Genomic DNA, 25,352 nt, shown 5'->3' with positions numbered 1-25,352 from the left:
GACCGTCTGGACACCTGTCTGCCCAACGGCGTTCACTTTCCTCGCCGCGTCGACATTGTCACCTGCGCCTCCACTGCTCGGTTGTCGTCGCGCTGCTCTCTGCCCCCGCACGCGCAGCACCACCTCGCAGGTGCCGGAGCCACCCTCCGGCGCACTTCCTCAGGAGGAACGTGTGAGTTCCACGCTCCGAAGAAAAACCCTCGCCTCAGGGGCGGCGGTTCTCGCCGTCTCCCTCGCCGCCGTCTGCTCCGGCACACCGGCGCAGGCCACCGGCGCTCCGGTGACTCCCACCCTCTTGTCCGGACACCTCCCCGCCGGCCGTTACATCGTCACCCTGGCGGACGCACCGGTCGCCCTCTACCGGGGCGGTTTGGCCGGCATCGCCGCGACGGCGCCGTCGTCGGGCGCGAAGGCCGACACGAACAGCGGCGATGCGCACCGCTACCAGGATTACCTCAAGGACCGGCAGAACAAGGTCGCCGCCTCGGCCGGCGCCAGGATCCGCAACCGCTACACCGTGGTGACCAACGGCTTCACGGCGCATCTGACCGCCGTTCAGGCCGCGCGTCTGAGCCGGCAGCCGGGTGTGCTCAAGGTCAGTCCGGACGGGTGGAACAAGGTGACGGACGACTCCAGGTCGACCGACTTCCTGGGCCTGTCGGGACCGCACGGCGTGTGGTCGAAGCTCGGGGGCACCGCGAAGTCCGGCAAGGGTGTGGTGGTCGGCGTCATCGACACCGGCATCTGGCCCCAGAGCGCCTCGTTCGCCGCGCCAGCCCTCGGCACTGCGCCGCCCACCGCCAAGGACCCCTACCGCCCGTTCCTCAAGGGCGATGAGATCAAGATGAAGAAGGCCGACGGAGGTCTCTTCAGCGGTCACTGCCAGACCGGTGAGGAGTTCACCGAAGCCGCCTGCAACACCAAGCTCGTCGGCGCACGGTACTTCGGCGACGGCTGGCTGTCCCAAGTGCCGCCGGAGCGGCGGGGCGACTACGTGTCCCCGCGGGACGGCGGAGGGCACGGGACACACACGGCGTCCACCGCCGCGGGCAACGCGAACGTCCATGTGACCGTGGACGGGCACGACTTCGGGAAGATCTCCGGAGTGGCGCCGGGCGCGGTCGTCTCGGCGTACAAGGCGCTGTGGACGGGCAAGGACGAAAAGGACTCCGGCGGCACCGACTCCGACATCGTCGCGGCGATCGACCAGGCGGTGTCCGACGGCGTGGACGTCATCAACTTCTCGGCGGGCGGCATGGTGGAGTCGCGGCTCGACTCACCCATCCAGCAGGCCTTCCGGGCCGCGGCCCAGGCCGGGGTGTTCGTCTCCACGGCTGCTGGCAACCAGGGCCCCGATGCCGGGACTCTGGACAACACGGCGCCCTGGACCACCACGGTCGCGGCCAGCACGCTGGCGCTCCCCGAGGCCACGGTCAAGCTCGGCGACGGCCGCACCTTCGTCGGCGGCAGCACCACGGTGAGTGCGGTGCTCGGGCCGAAGCCGCTGGTCCGGGCCGGTGATGTGAAGACCGCCGAGGCCGGGGACGAGGCGGCACGGCTGTGCCGGGACGGCTCTCTCGACCCGGCGAAGACGGCCGGGAAGGTCGTGGTGTGCGACCGTGGTGTCACCGCCCGGGTGAGCAAGTCCGCCGAGGTGACACGGGCGGGCGGGGTCGGCATGGTCCTGGTCAACACATCCGACCTGGACACCGACGCGGACATCCACACTGTGCCCACCGTGCACCTGAACGTCCCGGGAGCCACGACGGTCCGCGACTACGCGGCCACCCCTGGCGCCACCGTGACGCTCCAGCCGGGCGGTTCCTCCGGGACGCCGTACCCGCAGATCGCGCCCTTCTCCTCCCGCGGCCCCTCGACCGTGAACCAGGGCGCGCTGATCAAGCCCGACATCGCCGCCCCGGGCGTGGGTGTGCTCGCCGCGGTCGCGCCGCCCAGCAACCTCGGTCACGACTTCGACTTCATGTCGGGTACGTCGATGGCGGCCCCGCAGATAGCCGGTCTCGCCGCGCTCTACTTCGGCGTCCACCCCACCTGGTCCCCGATGGCGGTGAAGTCCGCCATGATGACCAGCGCCGTGGACACCAAGACCGCGTCCGGCGGCGCGAACACCGACCCGTACGAGCAGGGATCCGGTGAGGTCGATCCCGTCGCCATGCTCAACCCCGGCCTGGTGTACGACTCGTCGAACACCGACTGGCTCGGATACGAGGAAGGCCTCGGCATCCACACCGGGACCGGCACCGAGCCCATCGATCCCAGCGACCTCAACTACCCGTCCCTCTCCGTGGGCAAGCTGCTGGGTTCACGCACCGTCACCCGCACGCTGACCGCGGTTCGTCCGGGGGTGTACCGGGCCTCGGTGAAGCTGCCTGGCTTCCGTGCCGAGGTCACCCCCGCCACACTGCGCTTCACCCGCGCCGGCCAGAAGGCCAAGGTCAGCATCAAGCTGACGCGCACCACCGCGGCCTCCGGCAAGCCGGTCACCGGGCATCTGACCTGGACCGGCAGCGGACAGCTCAGCGTGCGCAGCCCGATCGTGGTGACCCCGTACACGCTGCTGGCCCCCGACCGGGTCGTCGGCACCGGGAGCGAGGGCGACATCTCTTACTCCCTGACCCCGGGAACCGAGAAGGTGACGCTCACCGGCTACGCCCCCGTCGCGGGCCGGCCGGTACCGGGTGAGGTCTCCGCCGCGACCGACGGCGAGCAGGACTTCGCCTTCACGGTGCCCGAGGGCGGCGGCGCGGGCGAGTTCTTCGCCACGACGGACGACCCCGACGCGAAGGTGACCCTGATGATCTGGACGGCACCGACGGACGGACGGCCGGGGCAGATCATGGGGGAGCTGAGCACGTACGCGCACCAGGCGCGGGTCAGCGTGTCCTCCCTGCCCCCGGGCGAGTACCTCGCGTCCGTCTTCGCCTTCGACTACCTGGAGGGAACCTCTGCCACGAAGTTCACCCTCCAGTCGAACCTGGTGGGGACGGACACCCCCACGACCGGTACCTTCACCGTGTCTCCGACCGCTCCCGCCACCCAACCGGGCATGCCGTTCACCGTCACCGGCAAGTGGTCCGGTGTGGACACGACCGCTCCGGCCACCGCGTACGTCCGCTACCCGGACGGCACGGGCACCCTGGTCAGCATCGGCGGCTGACCGGACAGCCCCGGCGGCCCGCCCGACGGCCCGCCGGGGCACACACCGCGACCCACCCCGCTGCATATATGTGTGTGAGGGGCATGTGGAGAAACATATGTTGCGCACACTCACGTGCAGATCGATACATATCTTGGTTACACCATGACTGCGCGGGTTGCTACGGAGTGGGTGAATGTCAAAGAGCACCGACAAACCGGCAAAAGACTTCTACGATGGCCTCGGAGCGCACTACGACATCGTCACGCGCACCCAGCGGTATGACAAATGGGTCACTCTGTATACGGACATCTTCGAAAGCCATGGTGTTCCGGGAGAAAGGCTCCTGGACGTGGGATGCGGGACCGGAAGGTCCGCCCTCGAAATGCAGCGACGCGGTTTCCAGGTGACAGGAGTGGACCTGTCCGAGGAGATGCTTGCCGTAGCTCGTGAGAAGGACGGGGCCGACACCGTCACCTTCCTCCAGGCCGATGTACGCAGCCTTCCTGAGATCGGCTCCCACCACATTGCCACGACCATGAGCGAGCCGCTCACGCATCTGGCGGACGCCCATGAACTTGCCGCGGCGTTCGAGGGGGTGGCCCGCACCCTGGTTCCGGGCGGCCTTTTCGTCTTCGACCTTCCCACGCCCGGGTTCAACGATCGTCTGGCCACGTGGAACGTCATCGATGAAGCCGAGGACGCGGTCGTGCTCTGGCGTGGTGCACCTTCCGGCGACCGGGCGCATACGACGGACCTGACCATCGATGTGTTCATGGCGGGCGACAACGGCACCTGGCGGCGGCTGAACGAGACCGTCACCCACCACTATTTCCCACCTGACCAGGTCGAGAAGCTGCTCTCCGCGGCGGGATTCGCCGTGGAGTCGATCTACGGCCTCTATCGGGGCGAGCTGCAGCCCGGGGTCGATCTGGAAAGAGACCGGAAGTTCCTGGTGGCGGCTCGTAGATGAGAGCTCTCCGGTGTGCGATGCGCACCGGAGTCGATCCAGCTGTTCTGCGATCGGGAGGAGGTGATCTGCAATGATGACGCCCGACTACATGGAGTAATTCACCTGGGTGTGTACGGCGGACATCGCCTGCTCCGCCGTACACACCTGCGTGTTCGAGGTCTCATCATGAGGCAGCTCTCGAAGCGGTGTCACCGGGCGCCCATCCCTCACAGACACCCGGTGACACCTGCCGCGGTCCAGCGTGTCCCCAATGGACCGCGGCCGTTCGCGGAGGCCACGTCATATGTTTCTCGCCGCGGACATCCGTCGCAATGGGGTGGGCACCAGCCCTCCGACGTCGTGTGTGTAGGGCTTCCCCTACGGGGGGATGAGGGTCGTGCCTCACCAGGCAGGCAGGCGGGCGCGGCAGGGCCCGAGGGGGCGTGCGGGACCCCCTGCATGAGTAATACACAAACCGTAGGGCTCCCCCTATGGTCCGCCCACCAGAGGGTTCGGCATGCTGAGACCATGTGCATCAACATCGTTGTCGTAGACGACGACCCTGGATTCCGTCGCATCGCCACGACGCTGCTGACGGCACGGGGCCTGCGTGTCGTGGCGGAGTCCCAGGACGGCGCCTCGGCCCTGGCCGCGGTGCGGGCACACCGCCCCGACGGGCTGCTGCTCGACCTGCACCTGCCCGACCTGGACGGACTGACCGTGGCGCGCCGGCTGACCGAGGAGGACAACCCGCCGCGGATCGTGCTGACCTCCACCGACAAGTCGTTCTGGTCGCCGGAGGAGTTGGAGAGAGCGGGAATCGAGTCCTTCGTCGCCAAGGACAAGCTGTTCGATGCCGACCTGCGGGGGCTGTTCACCCCATCCGCCTCCTGACGGAAGCCCCCTGGGCAGCGGCCCCCTGCCCGCGTCGCCACTGCCCTGCCGCTACTGCCCGAGGTAGCGCAGCACCGCCAGGACCCGCCGGTGCTGTCCGGTCGCCGTCTGGCTGAGCCCCAGCTTCATGAAGATGCCGGTCACATGCCGCTCCACGGCGGCGACGCTCACGAAGAGCTGCTCGGAGATCCCCGTGTTGGAGTGACCCTCCGCCATCAGCGCCAGGACCTCCCGCTCCTTCGGCGTCAGTGCGGCCAGCGGATCCTCCGGGCGCTTGCGCCCCAGCAGCGCCGCGATCACGTCGGGGTCGAGGGCCGAGTCGCGAGCCAGGACCCGCTCGACGGCGTCGATGAGGATCTGCGGACTGGCCACCTTCTCCTTGAGGAGATATCCCACCCCGCTCGGATCGTCCCCGACCAGGTCGAGCGCGTAGGAGGCGTCCAGGAACTGGGAGAGGACGATGACGGCGGTCTCCGGCCGCGCCGCCCGGATCTGCTGCGCGGCTCGCAGGCCGTCCGCCTCCAGGTCCGGCGGCATCCGGATGTCGGTGATCACCACGTCGGGGCGGTGCTCCTCGGCGGCGCGGACGAGGTCCACCGCGTTGTCGGCGGCCTCGACCACGTCGATGCCGGCCTTGCGCAGAATGGCCGCGATGCCTTCGCGCATGAACGGCTGGTCTTCTCCGAGCACCGCCCGCAGTGGTTCGCTCATGGCCGCATCCTAGCCTGACGCGTGTCTCGCATATATGACAAAGAGCGTCCACGACGACCGTTCGAAAACGCACATGTGTGACTTCGCCCGGCGTGCCGGAACGTCACCGCAGGTCACACCACGTGTGCCCGCTGAGGGGTGGGGCGGACCCTACAACGACGTGGGGGAACCCCCGAGCAAGGGCGAGGGAGCGCACGACAGACCAGGATGCGGCCCGCTTCGAGACTTGGCGCTGGGATCGGGGGGTTCCTGTTGCAGGAAACGCGATGTGTCGGACAACCGTCACCGCTGGACACCTCTTGAGCCGAACCCTCCACAGGAACCGAAGAGCTTCACCGACAGGACGAGAACGCGCCGCGGTGCATCGAACACTTGTGGCCGACGAACGGGGACCGGACATGGCACAACTGGAAACACCCAGGGACGAGGTCCGTCACCCTGTCCGTCACCCCGTGCGCCGCCCCGGCGTCCGGGTGGCCGCCGCTCGCCCGGGTGGCGCCCTCACCAGGGCGACGATGCTGGCCGGCTCGCTGGTCTCGGCCGCCGTGGGCGGCCTGCTGATCGTCGTACATGTGCGCACACTGGCCGTGGCCGGGACACTCTTCGGGGTGCACATCGCGGTCCAGGGAGTGCTCCAGCTCTTGGCCGTGCACGCGTCCAAGGCGTCGGCGTCGGTCCGGTGGCTGCTGGCCGCCGGCGGCTTCGCCGCGCTGCCGCTGGGCGCGGCCCTCTTCCACGGCTGGGCCGACACGGTGTTCCTGCTCGCGCTGTGGACCGGCTGCGGCTGGCTGCTGCGAGGACTCACCATGGCTGTGTCCGTCACCTCGCCCTCGGTGCGGCAGGTCTTCGCCTACGACGACGTACTGAACGCGGTGATCGTGTCGGCCGGTCTGTTCATGACCGCCTTCCCCTTCTCGTCCCTGGGGCAACTGGCCGACGTCGGCGGCTCCGTACTGATGGCCACCGCGGCGTTCGAGGCGCTCGCCGCCGCACGGCGCCACCCTCGGACTCTTCGCACAGTCGACTGAACCGCGCCCGGGTGCGGGAGCACACGACAACCCACGTCTTTCCAGGCCGGTTGACCGGCCAGGTCCCTAGGAGGCGACCATGAAGAAGTGCCACCTCGCGCTGAAGATCACACAATGGGTGATCTCCGAACTCGACCTGCCGCTGTACTGCGAGTTCACGTACGACACCCATGACCCGCTCGCCATCACGCTGGTCTTCGACACCGACGGTGAGCGGCCGGTGCGCTGGGCCTTCTCCCGGGACCTGCTGGCCGAGGGCATGACCGCCCCTGCGGGCGAGGGCGACGTGGTGCTCTGGCCGGAGCTCTGCCAGGACGGTGAACCGTCCTCCTTCTGCGTACAGGTGGGAAGCGTCCGCACGGCACTGTTCGAGATTCCCGTCGAGCCGGTCGCGAAGTGGCTGGCCCGGACCTACGACATGGTTCCGCAGGGGTCCGAACTGGACGGCGTGAACTGGGACGAGCTGGTCCAGCTGGCGGAGTGACGCCACCGGGACCGGCCGTCGTAGGCAGAGAAGAGAAAGGAAGAAAGACCATGCGAAATGTACTGCGCCCCCTACTGAGCGACTGGCAGTGGCAGCAACGCGCCGCCTGCCGCGGAATGAGCAGCTCCACGTTCTTCTCGCCGCCGGGAGAGCGGGGCCGGGCCCGTCGCGACCGCGAGGAGCAGGCCCGCTCCATCTGCGGCGGGTGCGAGGTCCGGGCCATCTGCAGGGCAACGGCCCTGAAGCACGGGGAGACCTACGGCGTCTGGGGCGGGCTGTCCGACGACGAACGCCGACGGCACGGCACGGGGACCGCCGGCATGGCCGAGACACACGACGCGGCCCCGCGGTGACGGGCGGCTGCGGCACCCCGCGCAGACCGCGCCCTTGCGGACCTGACGCTGCCCGCCCTTCCTGATCCGCCGTCACCATCGCGCTGACGGCGGATCAGCCGCATGAGCGAGAGCGACCGTGACCGCTCATCCCCGTACCGTCCCCGTCCGCCGACGGGCGCCGCACCCCTGGCAAGGAGAAGTCCGATGGCCGCACCCGTACCACCCCGACCCGACCCGCGGTCACCGTGGCGCTCCGAGGGAGTGCCGGGCGGGCCGCCGACGCCGAACGGCCGGCGCTCCCGCAACGGCTGCCTGCTGCAGGTGGTGGTCTTCGTCGTCATCTATGTGGCGACCGGTCTGCTCTACAACAACATGCACGGCGACGGCACCACGTCCGTCGACTACACGGCCTTCACCGCACAGTTGGACGCGGGCAACGTCAAGACCGTCTACTCGCAGGGCTCGCAGATCCAGGGCACGTTGAAGAAGGCCCGCGAGGTGCCCGGCAAGGACGACGGTGCCACCTTCGTCCGGTTCAAGACGTACAAGCCGTCCTTCGCCGACAGCGACCAGTTGTGGCGGGAGATCGAGCAGAAGAAGGTGTCGGTCTCCGCCTCGCCGGTGGCGAAGGGGCCGGGCCTGGGGCAGTCCCTGCTGGTGTCGCTGCTGCCGACCGCGCTGCTGATCGCCGTCTGGGTGTTCGTGGCCCGCAAGGCGCGCGGCGGACTGGGCGGCGTGGGCGGGATGTTGGGCCGCAAGCCGCCCAAGCCGGTCGAGGCGGAGCAAGGACGCGCCGGCTTCGGCGACGTGGCCGGTATCGACGAGGTGCAGGACGAGCTCAACGACGTCGTCGACTTCCTCAGGCGTCCCCACGCCTACCGCCGTATGGGCGCCAAGATGCCCCGTGGTGTGCTGCTCGCCGGTCCGCCCGGCACCGGCAAGACACTGCTGGCCAGGGCGGTGGCGGGCGAGGCGGGGGTGCCCTTCTTCTCCGCCTCGGCGTCCGAGTTCATCGAGATGATCGTTGGCGTCGGCGCTTCACGCGTGCGCGAACTGTTCGCCGAGGCCCGCAAGGTGGCGCCGTCGATCGTCTTCATCGACGAGATCGACACCATCGGCCGGGCCCGCACCGGTTCCGCGGTCGGCGGCCACGACGAGCGCGAGCAGACCCTCAACCAGATCCTCACGGAGATGGACGGCTTCTCCGGGTCCGACGGTGTCGTGGTGGTCGCCGCGACCAACCGTGCCGAGATCCTGGACCCGGCCCTGACCCGGCCCGGCCGCTTCGACCGGGTGGTGACCGTCTCACCGCCGGACCGGGGCGGCCGCGAGGCCATCCTGCGGATCCACACCCGGTCCATGCCGCTCGCCCCGGACGTGGACCTGGCCCAGGTCGCCCGGACGACCCCGGGCATGACCGGCGCCGAGCTGGCCAACGTCGCCAACGAAGCCGCCCTCCTCGCCGTCAAGCGCAAGCAGGAGAGGGTCACGCAGACCAACCTGTCGGAGGCGCTGGAGAAGGTCCAACTCGGTGCGCAGCGGCCGTTGGTGATGCCGGAGGAGGAGCGGCGCAGGACGGCGTATCACGAGAGTGGTCATGCGCTGCTGGGGATGTTGCAGCCGGGTGCTGATCCGGTTCGTAAGATCACGATCGTGCCGCGGGGGCGGGCGTTGGGGGTGACGTTGTCGACGCCGGACGCGGACCGGTATGCGTATACGGAGGAGTATCTGCGGGGGCGGATCATCGGTGCGTTGGGTGGGATGGCGGCCGAGCAGGTTGTCTACGGTGTGATCACGACGGGGGCGGAGAACGATCTTGAGCAGGTCACCAATATCGCGCGGGGGATGGTGGCGCGGTGGGGGATGAGTGAGCGGGTGGGCCGGTTGTCGGCGTTGCCGAACGATGCGCAGCAGGCGTACGGGCTGGCGGCCGCTCCGCAGACTCTCGATGTGATCGACGATGAGATGCGGCGGATCGTGGACGCGTGCTACGAGGAGGCCTGCCGCAAACTTCGTGACCACCGCGGCCAGTTGGACGCCCTGGCCCAGGCCCTGCTGGAGCGCGAGACGCTGGAGGAGGCGGACGCCTACCGCATTGCCGGGGTCATGTCCCTCACCAAGGGCTGAAAGGCCCTCGGGGCCTCTCTCCCCGCAGAGCGTCCTTCCGAGTCAAATGACGGATGCGTGCCCGAGGCACGGCTGTGAGAGTCGTGCCAGTGGCGGCGGCGTGGTCAGGGGCGTCGGGCCTGGGGGGAAGGAAGATGTGCGATGACGTCGATCGCCGATGACTGGGAAAGCGTCTTTGACGTCATACGCCAGCCGATCTGGGCCGTGGACTCCGATCACGCCGTGCGCTACGCGAACCCTGCGGCCGCCGAGGCGATGGGATACGACCGTCCGTCCGACCTGCTGGGCCGCGACGGCCGCCCGGTCACCGCGGTCGGGGCGCCGGAACGCGAAGCCGCCGATCTGACCGGCCCTGTGCGGGGCGAGGGCACACTCACATGTGTCGACGGCTCGCTCCTGCTGGTCGAGTGGACCCTGGTGCCGCTGCCCCGGCCCGGCGGCGGCACGGCCCTGTACATCTTCCGTCCCCTCGCCGAGCCGATCCCCGACAGTCGTGGGCCCCGGGACGCGGGACCGCCGTCCCGGCTCCTCGCGCATCGGCAGGCGGAGCGAGAGCGCCAGCACGCCAGGACCCTTCAGCACCAGGTCCAGGAACACATGGTCAGAGCCCTGCTCGGCCTGAACCTGGTGCGACAGGAGCTGGCCACGGCACCTGCGCGGGTGATCGATCTGCTGCACAGCGCGGCATGCGACACCGAGGAGGCCCTGGCCGGCGTCCGGGACGTCACCGACGCCCTGTGCCCCGGGGCCCTGCGCGCCGGAGGACTGCCCGCGGCGTTCGCCGCCCTCGCCCTGCGCTGCCCAGTACGGATGACCGTCTCGGGCACCCTGACCGAACGGCTGCCCCCGCTGGTCGAGACACATGTGTACCTCCTCGTCGCGGAGGCCGTCGAACGGGCCGTGGAACACGGCCGGGCCGATCGTGTGCAGGTGACCGCCGACCTCGGAACGAGCCTGGTGGTCACCGTCGTCGACGATGGAGCGCCGCCCGCGGGGGCGGTGGACCTAGCGGCGCTGACGGCCCTGACCGAGCGGGCCGCGACGCTCGACGGCACACTGACGGTGAGTCACACACCCGGCACGGGCACCACGGTCACGGTGGCCGTCCCGCTCCGGCCGGGCGTCGCCGCCATCCTTTGAGCGCGGTGGCGCCCGCCGCCAGGCCGGCTCAGTCCCGTATCGGAATCTGGATCAGGATGGTGGTGCCGCCGCCGGGCGGGGAGTCGATGGCCAGCTTGCCGTCGAAGGCCGCCACCCGGTCCGTCAGTCCGGTCATCCCGCTGCCGGCGCTGGCCTTGCCCACGCCGCCGACACCGTCGTCGGCGACCTTGATCCGCAGCGTGTCCCCGAATTCCACGGAGACATCGATCCGGGACGCCTGAGCGTGCTTGACCGCGTTCGTCACCGCCTCGGCCACCACGAAGTACGCGTTCGACTCGACGGTGGAGGAGATCCTCCGCTCGTCCTTGCTCTCGACGACGGTGGGCACCGGGCACCGGGAGGCCAGATCCTTCACCGCCGCCACCAGCCCCTTCACCGTCAGCACGAGCGGATAGATCCCCGACGCCAGCTCCCGCAGCTCGTTGATCGCCGTCTGCGCGTTGTCGATGGACTGGTCCAGCAGGTCGGCCGTCTCCGTCTCCGTGGCGGGCAGCATCTCCCGCGCGAGCCGCAGCCCGATCATCAGGCTGACCAGGCGCTGCTGCGCCCCGTCGTGCAGATCCCGGGCGGTGCGCCGGTGCACGGCCTCGGTGCTCTCCATGATCCGGCGGCGGCTGTCCTGCAACGAGGCGGCCATGGTGTTGAAGGAGGTGCCCAGCGCCCCGATCTCCGCCACCTTGCTGGGCGGGATCCGCATGCTCAGATCACCGCCCGCCAATGCCTCCGCCGCGGCCGCCGTCCCACGTACCGGCCGCACCACTGCACGGTGCTGGAGCACCGTGAAGACGGCCACGAGCGCGGTCGACGCCGCGAGCCCCACGGCCGCCGCGAGGACTGCTTGCCGGCTGTTGGTCCCGGCTGCGTCCGTGCGCTCCGCGAGCTGCTCGCGTTCGTCCGCCATGTACCGGCCGAACTGGGTTCGCAAGGTGTCGACACGCTCCTTGCCCTCGGTGGTCGTCTCAAGGGAGGACGCGGTGGGATCGTCTCGCCGGACCATCGCGACCAGCGGGAGCGAATAGTCCTTCAGGAAAGACTCGACGCCCTGGGCGATCTGTTCCGCGGTGCGTCGCTGTTCCGTGGACGTGGCGCTCTCGGTGAACCGCCGCGCCGCCGCGGGGAGCTTGGAGCGCGCCTGCTGCCACGGCTGAAGAAACGTCTCGTGCTTGGTGATCACGAAACCTCGCTGGCCGGTCTCGATATCGAGGAGCAGCCGTTCCATGGTCCCGGCCTCGACGAGGGCCGTACGGGAGGCACGCCTGGCTGAGGTGGAGCTGTTCGCGTCGGAGATTGCCCACAGCAGGACGGCGAACGCGACACCGATCAGCAAGGCAAGCAGGCCGCTCGCCGCGACCGTAAGGCTCGTCAGCCCCAGTCGCCGACCCCTGTACTCCTGCTGCGCGCTCATGCTCCGCCTACCGATGGAAAGAATCGAGACACCCTAAAGTGTGCAATGTATCTGTGGGCGAGGATACGTGTGTGTCGACGAACACCTGAGATCGTCGTCCACTGGGCGAGACACGTATATATATTTGCCAATACTTGCCCGGTTTGTATAGATACCTTCCTGGGTGTGGCCTAGCGTCTTCATGAGCAACCGAGGGAGAGGCAGACAGTCATGACAGTGGAGCGGCTGGAAGTGGTGACCATCCCCGTGTCCGACGTCGAGCGTGCGAAGGAGTTCTACGCACGGCTCGGCTGGCGGCTGGACCACACACCGCCCACCAAGGTCCAGTTCACCCCGCCCGGCTCATCGTGCTCGGTCCAGTTCGGCACCGGCCTCACCACCGCCACGCCCGGCTCGGCACAGAACATGTATCTGTGCGTCCCCGACATCGTGGCCACCCGGGGCCAGCTAACCGGACTGGGCGTCGAGGTGGGCAACTACTTCCACACCGGCGGGGCCACCCCACAGCCTGGACTGCATCCCGAACGGGAGAGCTACCGCTCACACTTCCCGTTCAGGGATCCGGACGGCAACTCGTGGCTGGTACAGGAGGTCACCACCCGCCTGCCCGGCCGGGTCGACCGTGCGGCGGCGGCCCTCGAGGCGCAGACCATGCCCGCCCCCGCCCCCGCCGATCCGACGTCGGGCCACCGGGATGTCGAGAACCTGATCGCCCGCTACGCCGAGCTCGTGGACGACGGCGACTTCGCGGGGCTCGGCATCCTGCTCGCCGAGGCCACCTTCGCGGGAAGCGGCACAGTAGTGCGGGGCCGGGACGCGATCGAGAAGATGTTCCGGGACATGCTGATCATCTACTCCGATGGCACTCCGCGGACCCAGCACGTGACGACGAATCTCGCGATCGAGGTCGATGAGGGGGCGGGCACCGCCGTCGCACGTTCGTATGTGACCGTGCTGCAGGCTCTGCCGGAGCAGCCGCTCCAGCCCATCGCCGGCGGTCGGTATCACGACCGCTTCGAGCGCCGCGACGGGCACTGGATCTTCGTGGAACGACGCGTCCGCATCAACCTCGTCGGCGATGTGAGCCGCCACCTGCGCCAGGCCACCTGAACGGGTCAGGCCGCGAAACCGATGTTGGTGACGTACTCGTACTGACCCCACTGGGAGCCGAGGTCCACGATCTGGTCGACCCAGGCGTCGTCGAGAGCCTGGAGGTTGTCGGCGGCCCAGGCTTCGACGATGCGGTCCCAGTGGCGGACGTTGAGGGTGCGGAACTCCACCACGCGTTGACGGGGCCGGGGAACCTGCGACTGGTTCAGCGGATGGATCTCGACCCGGGTGCCGCGGCCCTCACGGTTGAGGCGGGCGAGGAGATAGCGGGCCGTGTTGTGGCGACGGACGGTGCGGTAAGCCTGCTCGATGCGATCGAGGTTCTTCTTCGAGGGGCTGCGCTTTCCGTCCAGCCAGGCCTTGAGCGTGCGGTCGGTGACCGTCAGTCCCGCATCACGTGCGGCAGCCCGGGCGTGGTCGGTGCGGGTGAGGTAGTGCAGACGCGCCAGCAGACCGCGGCGGGCGGTGACGGGGGTGGCGATGTATCCGGCGAGGGCGTCGAGCCGGCGGGCCACAGCTTCGTGGCCCTTGATGCCGCGGGCGCCGTGCATGCCGAACTGATGAGTGCGATCCGGCATTTCGTCTCCTCCCTCGCCCCGGGATGCCGACCCGCCGCCAAAGCGGGACGGACTCGGGTTCTTGCAGGAGATCAGTATGGGCCAGCAGGGGAAGAAGTTCCCTATAGGGGGCACGGGTGTTGCCGCGCAGAGCCCGGCGAGGCGGGCGGGGCTTGGGTCGCTCTTGGTCGCTCCCAAGACGTCCCAGGTCAGGGCGGATTCGGCGGGAGACAGCGACTGAAGCGATTGACGGTCGAAGTTGAGCGAGCGGCGCGCCCCCGCCGGTGCTTTCCGGACGGGGCAGCCGGGTTCTCCTTCAAGTCAGATCCAGAGTCGCTTGAGTCGCTTCGGTCGCTCAGTCGCTGCCTGCCGGGGGCCGGAAGCGAGCAGCGACTGAGGACCAGCGACCAAGGCCCGCTTGAGTTGCCTCCGGTCGCTGAGAAGAAGTACCAGGTCAGGCGGTGCGCACTCCGGCAGGCAGCGACTCAAGCGACTCAAGCCCCGGGTATATGAAGACATTCGCGTATGCGTGTGTGTGCGTGCGTGTCATATATACGGTCGCTCAGTCGCTTCAGTCGCTGTTTTGGATTCGCCTCTATCGCTGACCTGCGATTTTCTCCGAGCGACCGACTAGCTACCGAAGATGCTCAGTCGCTGGGTCGCTTCTCGGTCAGTAGCTGAGCCCCTGAAGCGAATCGAATCTTTGTTTTCCACAGGAGGCCCTCGGTTCCCGCTTGCTTCGCTAGGCTGTTCCGGTCGCTCAGTCGCTTCGGTCGCTGGTGGGGGGTGCGCATGGCCTCTGAGCTGCACAACTCACGTAGCCAATCATCTCTGTCCGCCCCGGTCGCGGGAGCGTTGATGACGGCTCGGTGGTGTGCCAGCCGAGGATGGCCCGTCCATCCGCTGGCCCCGGGGCGCAAGACCCCTGCGGGCAACTGCGAGGACTGCCGTCGATCCGGCCATCACCACAAGGGCTGCGGCTGCCCGGCCGCGGGCCGCTGGTGCCACGGATTCCACGCCGCCACCCTCGACTTCGCCCGTATCGAGCGGTGGTGGGGCGCCAACCCCGGCTTCGGCGTCGGCATCTCCTGCGGACCCGCCGGCCTGCTGATCGTCGACATCGACGCTCACGAACGCCAACTCCCCGGCCGGGACCGCCTGTTGCCGGGCATCGCGATTGCCGACAGCATTGACCTGAGCGGGCTCGCCAACGGCTTTCACACCATCGGCGTGCTGGCCGCACTGCGCGGCTTCGAGAGCCCGGCCGACGACGAGACGACCCTGCGAGTGAGAACCCCCTCCGGCGGCCTGCACGTCTGGTACCGAGCCCCCAGCGGGCACCGTTGGCAGTGCTCCACCGGCTCCGGCGGCCGCGCCCTTGCCTGGCAGGTCGACGTACGGGCGCACGGCGGGTACATCGTCGCCCCCGGCACCGTGACCGACGCCGGTGTGTACGAAGCGGTGGGAGACGTACGGGAGCCCGCACCGCTGCCCGACTGGCTGGCCCGCGAACTGGAGCGCACCGGACACCTGCCGCCCGCGTACGTGCCCGCCCCCAGGCCGGTCCCTCCGCGGGCCCGGCAGGCCGTCCTGGCCGCGGGCGGCGGCCACGGAGCGGTGAGCCGTGTCCTGGGCGCACTGCTCGAAGAGGTGGCCGCCTGTGTCGCCGTAGCCGAAGGCGCCGCGTTCTCCGAGAAGTTGAACCGTGCCGCGTACACCGCAGGAGGACTCGTGGCCGGGGGACAGCTGGAGGCGACGGAAGCCGAGCGAGTACTCAGCGAGGCCGCCGAGCACGCCCGGCCGGGGCAGGAGCGCCGTTACACGGCCATCATCCGCAGCGGTCTGAACGCCGGCCGTACGCGTCCGCTGTCCCCAGGAGGACGCGCATGACGTCCCGCCAGGACGACACTCTCTTCGACGCCCAGGCCGTCGCCGCGCAGATCCTCGCCCAGCCGGTGCCGCATGCCCGCCGTCCCAAGGAAGATGTGTCGGCGCAGGGGGAGGCCACGGCCGACGGGCTGCTGCCGGACACTCTCAGTGACCGGGGCAACGCCAAGCTGTTCGTCAAGCTCTATTCCAACGACTACCGGCACGTGCCCGGCCTCGGCTGGTTCCGCTGGGACAGCACTCGTTGGCAGGTCGACGAGGACGACACCGTGATGTGGGCTGCCGGGGACCTCGCCGAATCCCTGGCGAGCAACGACCCGCGGGGTGTGTTCACCTCCGTGGCACTGCAGCAGCACCGGCGTCGGGCGCTCAGCACCAGCGGCATGAACGCCATGCTCGCGCAGGCCCGGTCGGCCCCCGGCATGGTGCTCAATGCGGCCCGCCTGGACGCCGACCCGTATGCGCTGTGCACCCCGGCCGGCATCGTCGATCTGCGCACCGGACTGATCCGTACCCCCGACCCCGACAAGGACTTCCACTCCCGCTCCACCAGCGCGGCCCCCCAGCCGATGCCCACCCCGCGCTGGGACCGGTTCCTGACCGACACCTTCGGCGAGGGGGCCGAGGGTGCGGAGATGATCGACTTCCTGCACCTGCTGCTGGGGTACTCCATCACCGGGGACGTCGGCGCACAGGTCATGCCGTTCCTGTTCGGATCCGGCAAGAACGGCAAGTCGGTGCTGCTGGACGTCCTGATGAAGCTGGTGGGGGACTACGCCGACGCGGCGCCGCCCGGCTTCCTGATGGCCCGGCCCTACGAGGGGCACCCCACCGACCTCGCGGAGCTGCACGGTCGGCGAGTCATCGTGTGCAGCGAGGTCAAGCCGGGGGACCGTTTCGACGAGGCCCGGGTGAAGCTGCTGACGGGCGGCGACCGGATCAAGGCGCGCCGCATGCGTCAGGACTTCTTCAGCTTCGAACCCACCCACAAGCTCTGGTTACTGGGCAACCACCGGCCCGAAGTCGGCACCGGCGGCTTCGCGTTCTGGCGGCGCATGCGGCTGATCCCGTTCGAGCGGGTCGTGCCCGACGAACGCAAAATTGACAACCTGGCCGACATCCTGGTCACCGAGGAGGGCCCAGGAATCCTCAACTGGCTGATCCTGGGCGCCCGTCGCTACCTGGGCGGAGAGAAGGACCTCAGCGGGCCCGAACGGGTAAGGATCGCCACCACGGCGTATGCGGAGACCGAGGACCACACCGGGCGATTCCTCTCGGAGTCCTGCCGCCTTGCCCCGGCGCTGAGGGCGGAACAGGCACAGCTCTACGCGGTTTATAAGACCTGGTGTCAGAATGAGGGAGCCCCGGCAATCTCGTCCCGCGCCTTCGCAGCACGGGTCCGAGAGGTGGTGGGACTGGCGTCGCCCAAGGAGATGATCCTGTCCAACCAGCGCAAGTACTACCCGGGCATCGGACTGGTTGCCGACGAGGAGACAGCATGAGCGCCCTCATTGCTGAGGACGAGCTCGTTCATGAGGACGACTTCGTCTGGCTCGAGGACATCGACACGCTCGACTACGTACGCCAGAGCCTGGACCGGCTGCCGACGCGCCGTGGCAAGCCCCCCTACCACCGCGACGGACGCATGGTCGGCTACGCGCTGCTGGGTTCCGGGGCCAAGCCGTCCCGTTCCTCGGGTACTTTCCGCCGCCGGGTGTTCTGGCTGCTTCCGCACGACCGTGACACCGACCCCGAAGGTCTCTACGCGACCGGCGCGCCCGCCGAGGCGGTGGATCCGCGCACGCTGGCACCCGGCAGCAAGGGGTGCAAGACCGAGCGGTCGGAGGGTGGGCCGCCGTCCTCGGCGATGCGGGAGCTGGGGATCACGCTGCCGCTGTGAGTGGCAGCGCGGGGGAGAAGGCGCCGTACGGCTGAGAAGAAGAACTGTCGGTGGCATCAACAGCGTTGCAAAGAACCGTCCACCCGGTATATTTTTGCGTCAGACGTACGAGCGAGCTGGGCAACTCAACTCCTGTGGGGAGACAGGGAGTTGTTCCGGACGGGGAAGCCTCTGAACCTTCGTGCGCCCCGTTCGCTTCAGCCTCCTCGCTCATGTGCTGATCCATGATGGGGGAGGTCAGGGGATGGTGCGTGGCATACAGGCACAAGTGGTGATCTCCGGCGGAGGGCCCGTGGGCATGCTCCTCGCCTGCGAGCTGGCCGGGCAGGGAGTGCGCACCGTGGTCGTGGAGTCGGGGACAGAGGTCTGCCGGCGGCCCAAGGCAACCACGCTGCACGCCCGTACGGTGCAGTGTCTCGTCCGGCGCGGTCATCTTGCCGGACTCGTGACCGCTGGGGAGAGCGGCGGCACGGCATGGACGAGCAGCGCGTTCCACTTCGCGGGAATCCCGGGACTGGCCATCTCGGCCCCGGCCGCGGAGCCGGAGCCGATTCTGAAGTGCTCGCAGGAGGAGCTGGAACGTCACTTCGAGAAGCGGGCTCGGGCCGTCGGTGCGCGGATCCTGCGCGGACACTGGGTGATCGGGGTGCGCCAGAGGCCGGGCGGGGTGACCGTCATGGCCCAGGGGCCGCGCGGCCGGGTGAACTGCACGGGTGCGTATCTGGTGGGAGCGGACGGCGCGCGCAGCCTGGTGCGGGAGCAGGCGGGCTTTGCCTCACGGACGTACCCGGCGAGCATCTCGGCAATGGCTGGTGACGTCCGCTTCGAGGAGGGCGAGGTACTGGAGGCGGGATGGCATCGCACCCCGCGTGGCTGGATCGTCGTGAAGAACGTGCCGGGCGGGGTGGTCCGGCTGCGGACCCTCAACTGCGAGGGCGCGCACCAGGAACGTCATCTGCCGCTCACGCTGGAGGAGTTGCGTCGCGAGGTCTCCTGGATCGCCGGCCGGGACATCGCGATGCGGGATCCCAGGTGGCTGAGCAGGTTCAGCGACTTCTCCCGGGTGGCCGGGTCCTACCGCAAGGGGCGGATCTTCCTGGCCGGCGATGCGGCACATGTGCACTTCCCGATCGGCGGCCAGGGCTTGAGCACCGGACTGCTGGACGCCGTGAACCTCGGCTGGAAGCTCGCGTTCACGGTGCGCGGCATCGCGGGCGCGGGACTGCTGGACACCTACGACCAGGAGCGCCGCCCCGCGGCGCAGCGGGTCGTCGACAACACCCGGGCTCAGCTCGCCCTGATGCGGCCCGGCCCTGAACTCGACCCGTTGCGGGCCCTGTTCGGAGAGTTGCTGGCCAGGGGAGGGGAGAGCGGTGTGCTGGCGTCCATGGTCAGCGCCCAGGACACCGTGCTGCCGACGCGCGGCGCGGACTCCCCGCCATGGGAAGGAAGGTTTCTGCCCAACGTCGATCTGGTGACCCGGCAGGGCCGCACCGATGTGATCGGCCTGCTGGGTGAGGGGCGGCCGCTGTTGCTGCTCTTCGGCGAGCAGGGCGGCGGCTATGAGCAGCAGGCCCGCGGGTGGGACGGCCTGCTGAGGGTGGTGCGCGCCGAGCCGGTGCCTCAACTCCCCTGTGACGCACTGCTGGTGCGGCCCGACGGCTACATCGCCTGGGCGTCGGGGGGCGACGGACCCGCCGCCGCCCTCAAGGCGTACTTCGGTGCGGGCGTGCGGGCGCAGGCTACGGGTGTTCTTGCCGGGGCGGTCAGCTGACCGGCGCCGGCCGCGGCACGGGGTGCGCGGTTTCGAGCTCGGTCTGGACCGCGGCCCCCCTGTGCTCGGTGAGATCCACCGCGGCGAGCACGGAGGGGACCACCACACTGGGCAGCAGATGCCGCAGCAGTGTGCTGACCCTGCGGGGCAGATCCTGGTAGTTGCACAGGGCCTGGGACATGGCCTGGACACCGGCGAAGGCGCCCACCAGGGCGTCGGCGGTCTCGGCCGGTACGACATGGGGCAGCAGCTCGCCCTGGGCCTGGGCCTTCTCCAGCAGCTCCACCCCGACGTCGCTCCAGTGCCGGAAGGGGCCGCTGCGGTCGAGCCCCTGGGCCTGTTGGTCGAGCGACAGGCGGACACCCGCGCGGACCATGGGGTCGATCTGGAGACGGTAGGCGTGCAGGACCACGGTGTCCACGAGCTGCTGCACCTTGCATGCGCGGTCGGGGATGGGCAGCCTGTGGTCCTGTTCGTGGAGTACGCCGTCGGCGAGGTGTTCCTTCGAGGGGAAGTGGAAGTACAGGGCTCCCTTGGTAACTCCGGCAGCGGCGAGGATCTCGCTGATGGTCGCGGCCTGGTAACCGCGTTCCTCAAAGACTTTGGCTGCTGCCAGCAAGATCGTCTGCCGGGTCCGGATCGCCCGGTCCTGCTTCACCACTATGGCCTCCTCCAGTCGATGAGCCCGGAGACCCACAAAAAAACCGTCTAGTTTGTATATTACAGATGATTGGGCAACGCGCAGCCCCTTGGCTCGTACCAGATTCAAGGAATTGCGCAAAACCATCGCTGCGAGGAGGGGAATGTGATGGGGGGAACCGGGTGGAGCACGGATGCCACCAGTGTTTGTGCGGGGGAGGGCGTTCGATGATCCTCGTGACCGGGGCCACCGGGACCGTGGGCCGCGCATTGGTTGAGCGACTTCCCGCCGATCTGGGCGTTCGCCTCATGGCGAGGGACCCGGCGAAGATCACTGGGGCGGCGTCGACGGCGGAGAAGGTCGCCGGCGATCACGGGGATCCGCGGTCGCTGACCCGTGCTCTGACAGGAGTGCGGACGGCGTTCCTCGTGACCACGCGCGTCGGCGCCGACGACGACGCGCGGTTCGTGCGCGCCGCACAAATGGCCGGAGTGCAACGGGTGGTGAAACTCTCCGCGGCCGCCGTCCTCGACGACCGGGCCGACGACCTCATCACCCAGTGGCAGCGGGCCACTGAGGAACTCCTGCGCGCCTCCGGCATGGAGTGGACCGTGCTGCGTCCGCGCGCGTTCATGTCCAACTCCCTTTCCTGGGCCGCTTCCATCAGGTCCGAGCGCGCGGTCCGCGCGCTGTACGGGACGTGGGGCAATGCCTGTGTGGATCCACGGGACATCGCGGAGGTCGCTGTGCGCGTCCTGACGGAGGAGGGCCATGCCGGACGCGCCTACACCCTGACCGGGCCCGAAGCCGTAACCGCGGCCGGGCAGACGGAGCAGCTCGCCCGGTTGCTCGGTGTTCCGTTGCGCTTCGAGGAGTTGAGCCCCGAGGAGGCGCGCCGCGCACTGGCGAAGCGCTATCCGGCGCCGGTGGTCGAGGCGTTGCTGCAGAGCGCGGAACGCCAGCGGGCGGGTGCGAAGGCCACGGTGGAGGACACGGTCGGCGCGCTGACGGGCCGGCCGGCGGGCACCTTCGCCGCATGGGCTGCGGACCATCTCGCGGCCTTCGAACCGGTCACGGAAGCGGCCGGGGCATAGTCGGTGGGGGCCTCGGTGGGTCCCGCGGCTTGCGAAGGCTGCCGGGGCTGGGGGGTCCGGTATGGAACAGGTCTGCCCGAGACGTAGGAGGTCGTCCCGGGCAGACCTGGTCGGGGGGTGCCCTTCACATGGCGGGTGGGGCCATGGTGACGGTGCACCGGAACACGGGCGTCTCGTCCTGGTAGGCGGTCACGAGGACAGTCTCCCCGCCGTCCGGGTCCGTGCCGGGCACACGGAACGCCTCGACCTGGCAGGGTGCGTCCAGTTCGACGTACTGCTCGAACGCACTGGTGATGGCGAGAGGCAGGGAGGCATGTCCCAGGGTCGCGGCCGCCGCCTGACGGGCGGCTTCGAGGAGCACCATGCCGGGCACGTGGTCGACCATGTGGTCGAAGAGCACGGGGTGACGGGTGTCCACCCTCAACTGCCAGCGATGAGGCTCCCCGATGGGGGAGAGGACCACATCCGTCGGCGACATGCGCCCGACGGTCTGCGGGGGCTCCGGGGCCGTCAGCGCAATGACCCGGGGACCGTCGGCGCCAGGCAAGTGCGCGGCGCGCAGACGCTCGTAGACCCGGGGAGTGATGCAGGTCAGGGAGCCACCTCCGGTCGCCGCGAGGCTGCCGTCGCGGTGGATCTCGACCTCGATGCGGAATCCTGTCACCGCACCCGCGCGTTCCTTCACGCCGAAGCACTTGACGTCGAGTTCGAGCGAGGCGGGTGTCCAGTCGACGCGTACGTGCTCGGGCCGGACGGCCACGCTGAGGTCGCTGACCAGGAAGTGGTGTCCGAGGGGGACCCCGTACTCGGCGTGTGCCAGGAGGATGCCGGCCTGGCGGATTGTTTCGGCGGCGATCAGCGGGTCGTGGCAGTCGTCCACGGTGGCGAAGAAGCTGTGTCCACGGGGCCATTGGGCGGCGACGGTGAAGTGATGGTCGTCCACGCGGGCCCAGTCGGTCAGCATGACCTCGGCGATGCTCGCACGGTGCACGAGCTCCTTTGGAACGGTGGTGGTCAGGGACTGAAAGAGCAGGGCACTGTTCGTCGTGTCGCTGTCGTTGCGTGCCGCGCCCGGTAGCGCGCGGTGCATGTGGAACGTGCTCGCAGACATAGTTCCCCCTGGCCGCTTTGGCTTGAATGTGAGTGGTGGATTCCTCAGGAGAGCGAAGATACATACCATCCGGTTTAATTTCCAGAAGGAATGCCGCCCTCCAACCGCCGAAAAATGGAACCATGCGTTCCTAAATGTGGAGATGATGGTCCGGCGACCTCGGGTTCGACTCGACCCCCGCAGGTCGACCGCAGCCACCTATGCATGTGGCACCTGCTGCCGTCCGGTGCGCGTGGGATGTGGCCTGCCCCCTGCCTCAAGCGATCCCAAAGTCGCCTTTGAGCGGTTTCCCCGACTGTCTCCAGGCCCGACATAAGGGGGATCGGTCGCATGGTGACGGGAGAAGCCCTGATCAGGGTGGAGCGAGGGCGGCCTGACGAGGCGGAACTGCCCACCGGCTCCCGGATCGAGGCCAGGACCTCCAGCACCGAGCTCGAGAGCGTCGGCCGCCTCGGCGACCTCGTCTTCGACGGCGCGTACCGCCGGATCAGCATCGACGATGCCGCGCGTATCCGTCTCACCGCGGCCGACGGCGACGTCGAGGTCCGCCGGCTGGGCGGCCCCGTGGAGATCAGCACCGCGAGAGGCGACATCCGGATCGCCGAGACCGTACGCGGCGAGCTGGTGCTCCGCACCCAGTCCGGCAACATCTCGGTCTCCGCCGCCATCGGTGTCTCCGCCATCCGCGCCACCACCTCCCAGGGCGACATCACCGCCCGCAGCCTCTGAGCAACGACGGAACCAGAGCCGGCCCGGCCGGCCGCCTTCTCGAGGGGCCCGCGCTGTTGGATCCGGTGCCTCGATGAACTGCGCCGCCGCGGGCAACTTCCCGACAGGCAGCGGGCGGAGGGCCCCCGGGCAGGGCCAGACACACCACCGCCCAGACCCCCTCGCCCTTCCACGCCAAACGCGGCATGGCCGCCCCCTCCGAAGAAAGGGCGGACACATCACGGGCAGGTCTTTCCCGCGCCCCATGCCCCACGTCCCGTGTCCTACGTCAGCAGTGCGAGCTTCCTGTCGGAGGCACCCGGGGCCTGCCGCTGCCGGGGCAGGCGGGCGGAGAGGTCCAGGGGCGGTGACGTCTCGGCCTCAGGGGTCAGGAAGTCGTCCAGCATCAGCGAATGACCGCCGTTGGCCAGCGGAATCCGGGACAGGAACTCCTCCGGCAGGTCGAACGCCTCGACGAGGACCGGCAGTTGGGGCGCGAGGCGCTCCATGAGCAGGTCGATGGCGAGCGGCAGTTCATGGATGTGAGCGGGAGCCAGATGCCCTTCGGCCAGCAGATCGCCGGTGTGCGGGGTGAGCTCCCGGAGCAGGAAGAGCCGGCACAGATCCTCCAGCAGCGCACGCGCCCCCGGCTCCGTGGTGCGGGCGACCGCGGCGAGGAAGGCGTCGGCGGCCTGCAGCCGGGCGTGAGCGCGGACCATCTCGATGCCCGCGCTCGAGGCCACGTTCCAGCGCGCCAGCGGATTGCCCGACGGGCCGCCGCGCAGCGCCGCCCGTGCCCTGGCCTGCCACAGGTGCTCCACCCTGGCCGACAACCCCCGCAGGAAGGCCGGTTCGGTCAGCGATTGCCGCTCCAGCGGCACGGTCGGGGCGGACACCTGGGCGGCCTGGTGCCCGAAGACCATCTCCGCGGCGGCCTTGGTCCAGACGACCAGGTTGTCGCCCTCCGCCGTGATGGCCCCCTCGAGGTTCTGGGTGATGTCGGCCAGGGCGTTGAGAGGGAAGAGCCCGGGCGCGCCGCAGCGTTCGCGGCACTCGATGGTGACCTCGCGGCTCTGCCAGGTGATCCATCCCTTGGCGATGGCGACGAGCCGCTCCACCTCCTCACTTTCCGCTTCGGTGTGGTCGACGCAGCGGGTGAGGACCGCCCGGTGCAGGAAGGTCATGGCGTACGTCGAGGCGACCGCGTTGAGCAGCCGGCTGTGGTGGCTGCGGTGGGCGGCCAGCGGAACCCGGACGCCGGCCTTCGGGCCGCTGATGGTGCGCAGGTGTGCGCGCCGTACGGCGATGGACAGGGCGGCTCGGGACACCCCGACCCCGGCGCCGCTCATGCAGAGCTTGCCCCAGGTGACCCGCCTGATCGAATGGAGGAATCGTTTGCGTGGATTGCCGAGGCTGCTGTGGAGACCGGTCTCCGGGGTGAAGCGGCCGTGGTCGCCTTCCAGCAGGGCCTCGCGGGGCAGCCGTACCCGGTCGAAGCTGGTGAGGCAGTGGTCGACAGGGCTGCCGAGCCGCTCGGGCAGTGGACGTATACGGATGCCCGGTCGTGGGCCGTTCTCGTCGGTCAGTGGGGTCAGGAAGAGAAAGACACCTTGGTCCTGGCCGTCTATCAGGAGACGCGCCGCCACGACGCCGCTCTTGGGGCCACCGATCAGGCTCGTGTTGGGCATGAACTTCCGGGCGCCCGGTGTGGGGGTGTGCAGGACGAACTCATCGGTGGTGCGGTCCAGTTCGCATGTCGTCTGCAGGGCCGCCGCATCGTTGCCGTGGTCCAGCTCGGTGCACAGGAACGTTCCTGTGCGCTGCATCGAGATGAACTCGGTCAGCTGACGGCGCTCGCTGTCGTCATGGTCCAGCAAACTTCCCAGGAACAGGTTGTAGTGGATGCCGGCCAGTGTGCCGAGCGCGCCGTCCACCACCCCCGTCCACTCGTGAAGGCTTGCCAGCAGTTGCGGATCGCGTGCCAGGGACGCGGCGTCGTCGATCGTCTCGTTGACGAGCCGCAGGCGTTCGTAGGACAGCGCCATGCGTTCTTCGGAGGTGAGCCCCGGCTGGTATCGGAACTTCTCGTTCCCGATGAGATCCCGCCAGGTTCCGTGCAGTCGGCCACGTTCGTGTGCGTCGAACAGTTGGTGAGTCAACTCGCTGATGATTGCCCGGTTCGGGGCGGTTTCCATGGCTCCGTTGGAGCTGGGAGCCTGGCTCTGCATGGTCAGCAGGGTCATAACCCTCTCCGCAAGTGGGGTTTGTGATGGGGGGGAGAGGAGCGCCGGACTAGCAAAATACAAACCCACCGGTT

The 25,352-nt window shown here is 69.1% G+C and carries 20 protein-coding genes and 2 pseudogenes; 16 read left to right on the top strand and 6 right to left on the bottom strand.

The genetic code is table 11. The features are described 5' to 3' along the window. The first annotated feature begins 172 nt into the window (after nt 1-172). From OHU89_RS53405 to OHU89_RS53395, 3 genes are all read left to right on the top strand, one after another. On the top strand, nt 173-3,178 hold the full coding sequence (locus OHU89_RS53405; RefSeq protein ID WP_331737508.1) for a S8 family peptidase: 3,006 nt from the start codon (nt 173-175) through the stop codon (nt 3,176-3,178). Nucleotides 3,179-3,353: 175 nt separating this feature from the next. Then, entirely contained in the window at nt 3,354-4,130 is a 777-nt protein-coding gene (locus OHU89_RS53400) for a class I SAM-dependent methyltransferase (protein ID WP_331737506.1), read from the top strand. A gap of 507 nt (nt 4,131-4,637) precedes the next feature. Beyond that, nucleotides 4,638-5,003, top strand: coding sequence for a response regulator (locus OHU89_RS53395; protein ID WP_331737504.1), 366 nt, complete (start codon nt 4,638-4,640; stop codon nt 5,001-5,003). Between the two features lie 51 nt (nt 5,004-5,054). On the opposite strand, the gene OHU89_RS53390 is transcribed toward OHU89_RS53395, so the two are convergent. Continuing rightward, nucleotides 5,055-5,714, bottom strand: coding sequence for a response regulator transcription factor (locus tag OHU89_RS53390; RefSeq protein WP_331737502.1), 660 nt, complete (start codon nt 5,712-5,714; stop codon nt 5,055-5,057). A gap of 398 nt (nt 5,715-6,112) precedes the next feature. On the opposite strand from OHU89_RS53390, the gene OHU89_RS53385 reads away from it, so the two are divergent. From OHU89_RS53385 to OHU89_RS53365, 5 genes are all read left to right on the top strand, one after another. Beyond that, nucleotides 6,113-6,742, top strand: a complete 630-nt coding sequence (locus OHU89_RS53385) for a hypothetical protein (RefSeq protein WP_405655236.1) — start codon at nt 6,113-6,115, stop codon at nt 6,740-6,742. 79 nt (nt 6,743-6,821) lie between these two features. Further along, complete coding sequence (locus tag OHU89_RS53380) at nt 6,822-7,226, top strand: SsgA family sporulation/cell division regulator (RefSeq protein ID WP_331737497.1); 405 nt, start codon at nt 6,822-6,824, stop codon at nt 7,224-7,226. Between the two features lie 50 nt (nt 7,227-7,276). Next, nucleotides 7,277-7,579, top strand: a complete 303-nt coding sequence (locus OHU89_RS53375) for a WhiB family transcriptional regulator (RefSeq protein ID WP_331737495.1) — start codon at nt 7,277-7,279, stop codon at nt 7,577-7,579. Nucleotides 7,580-7,765: 186 nt separating this feature from the next. After that, nucleotides 7,766-9,688 (top strand): ATP-dependent zinc metalloprotease FtsH, encoded by a 1,923-nt coding sequence (gene ftsH / locus OHU89_RS53370; protein ID WP_331737493.1) that lies wholly within the window; start codon nt 7,766-7,768, stop codon nt 9,686-9,688. Nucleotides 9,689-9,829: 141 nt separating this feature from the next. Then, nucleotides 9,830-10,828: a PAS domain-containing protein gene (locus OHU89_RS53365; protein WP_331737490.1), complete on the top strand. Its 999-nt coding sequence runs from the start codon at nt 9,830-9,832 to the stop codon at nt 10,826-10,828. 28 nt (nt 10,829-10,856) lie between these two features. On the opposite strand, the gene OHU89_RS53360 is transcribed toward OHU89_RS53365, so the two are convergent. Next, nucleotides 10,857-12,254, bottom strand: coding sequence for a CHASE3 domain-containing protein (locus OHU89_RS53360; protein ID WP_331737488.1), 1,398 nt, complete (start codon nt 12,252-12,254; stop codon nt 10,857-10,859). Nucleotides 12,255-12,464: 210 nt separating this feature from the next. Between OHU89_RS53360 and OHU89_RS53355 the strand changes: the two are divergent. Next, nucleotides 12,465-12,773, top strand: a pseudogene (locus OHU89_RS53355) (VOC family protein); the annotation flags it as partial. 132 nt (nt 12,774-12,905) lie between these two features. Further along, nucleotides 12,906-13,364: a nuclear transport factor 2 family protein gene (locus OHU89_RS53350; protein ID WP_331737799.1), complete on the top strand. Its 459-nt coding sequence runs from the start codon at nt 12,906-12,908 to the stop codon at nt 13,362-13,364. Nucleotides 13,365-13,369: 5 nt separating this feature from the next. Here OHU89_RS53350 and OHU89_RS53345 read toward each other — a convergent pair whose 3' ends face one another. After that, complete coding sequence (locus OHU89_RS53345; RefSeq protein ID WP_331737486.1) at nt 13,370-13,942, bottom strand: transcriptional regulator; 573 nt, start codon at nt 13,940-13,942, stop codon at nt 13,370-13,372. 837 nt (nt 13,943-14,779) lie between these two features. On the opposite strand from OHU89_RS53345, the gene OHU89_RS53340 reads away from it, so the two are divergent. The 4 genes from OHU89_RS53340 (at nt 14,780) to OHU89_RS53325 (ending at nt 19,482) form a co-directional block, all read left to right on the top strand. Beyond that, nucleotides 14,780-15,811 carry a bifunctional DNA primase/polymerase gene (locus tag OHU89_RS53340; RefSeq protein WP_331737484.1) on the top strand — a complete coding sequence of 344 codons (1,032 nt, stop codon included), beginning with the start codon at nt 14,780-14,782 and terminating at the stop codon, nt 15,809-15,811. Beyond that, nucleotides 15,808-17,310: a phage/plasmid primase, P4 family gene (locus tag OHU89_RS53335; RefSeq protein ID WP_331737481.1), complete on the top strand. Its 1,503-nt coding sequence runs from the start codon at nt 15,808-15,810 to the stop codon at nt 17,308-17,310. The genes OHU89_RS53340 and OHU89_RS53335 overlap by 4 nt, the downstream gene beginning before the upstream one ends. Then, on the top strand, nt 17,307-17,708 hold the full coding sequence (locus OHU89_RS53330) for a DUF6009 family protein (protein ID WP_331737478.1): 402 nt from the start codon (nt 17,307-17,309) through the stop codon (nt 17,706-17,708). The genes OHU89_RS53335 and OHU89_RS53330 overlap by 4 nt, the downstream gene beginning before the upstream one ends. 244 nt (nt 17,709-17,952) lie before the next feature. Then, entirely contained in the window at nt 17,953-19,482 is a 1,530-nt protein-coding gene (locus OHU89_RS53325; protein ID WP_331737476.1) for an FAD-dependent monooxygenase, read from the top strand. Here the strand turns inward: OHU89_RS53325 and OHU89_RS53320 are convergent. Next, entirely contained in the window at nt 19,475-20,143 is a 669-nt protein-coding gene (locus tag OHU89_RS53320; RefSeq protein ID WP_331737474.1) for a ScbR family autoregulator-binding transcription factor, read from the bottom strand. The genes OHU89_RS53325 and OHU89_RS53320 overlap by 8 nt on opposite strands. 206 nt (nt 20,144-20,349) lie before the next feature. Here OHU89_RS53320 and OHU89_RS53315 point away from each other — a divergent pair, with 206 nt between their 5' ends. Continuing rightward, nucleotides 20,350-21,216: an NAD(P)H-binding protein gene (locus tag OHU89_RS53315; protein WP_331737472.1), complete on the top strand. Its 867-nt coding sequence runs from the start codon at nt 20,350-20,352 to the stop codon at nt 21,214-21,216. A 124-nt stretch (nt 21,217-21,340) separates the two neighbouring features. Here the strand turns inward: OHU89_RS53315 and OHU89_RS53310 are convergent, their stop codons facing one another. Then, complete coding sequence (locus OHU89_RS53310; RefSeq protein WP_331737470.1) at nt 21,341-22,327, bottom strand: ScbA/BarX family gamma-butyrolactone biosynthesis protein; 987 nt, start codon at nt 22,325-22,327, stop codon at nt 21,341-21,343. A gap of 384 nt (nt 22,328-22,711) precedes the next feature. Between OHU89_RS53310 and OHU89_RS53305 the strand changes: the two are divergent. Then, nucleotides 22,712-23,056, top strand: a pseudogene (locus OHU89_RS53305) (DUF4097 family beta strand repeat-containing protein); the annotation flags it as partial. A gap of 263 nt (nt 23,057-23,319) precedes the next feature. Here OHU89_RS53305 and OHU89_RS53300 read toward each other — a convergent pair. After that, nucleotides 23,320-25,278, bottom strand: coding sequence for an acyl-CoA dehydrogenase (locus OHU89_RS53300; RefSeq protein WP_331737468.1), 1,959 nt, complete (start codon nt 25,276-25,278; stop codon nt 23,320-23,322). Nucleotides 25,279-25,352: the final 74 nt, after the last annotated feature.

Origin of the sequence: Streptomyces sp. NBC_00019 (assembly GCF_045041015.1) — a bacterium.
Lineage (GTDB): Bacteria > Actinomycetota > Actinomycetes > Streptomycetales > Streptomycetaceae > Streptomyces.
Note: the sequence above shows the minus strand (reverse complement) of the source record. Positions and strands in the feature narration are given on the sequence as shown.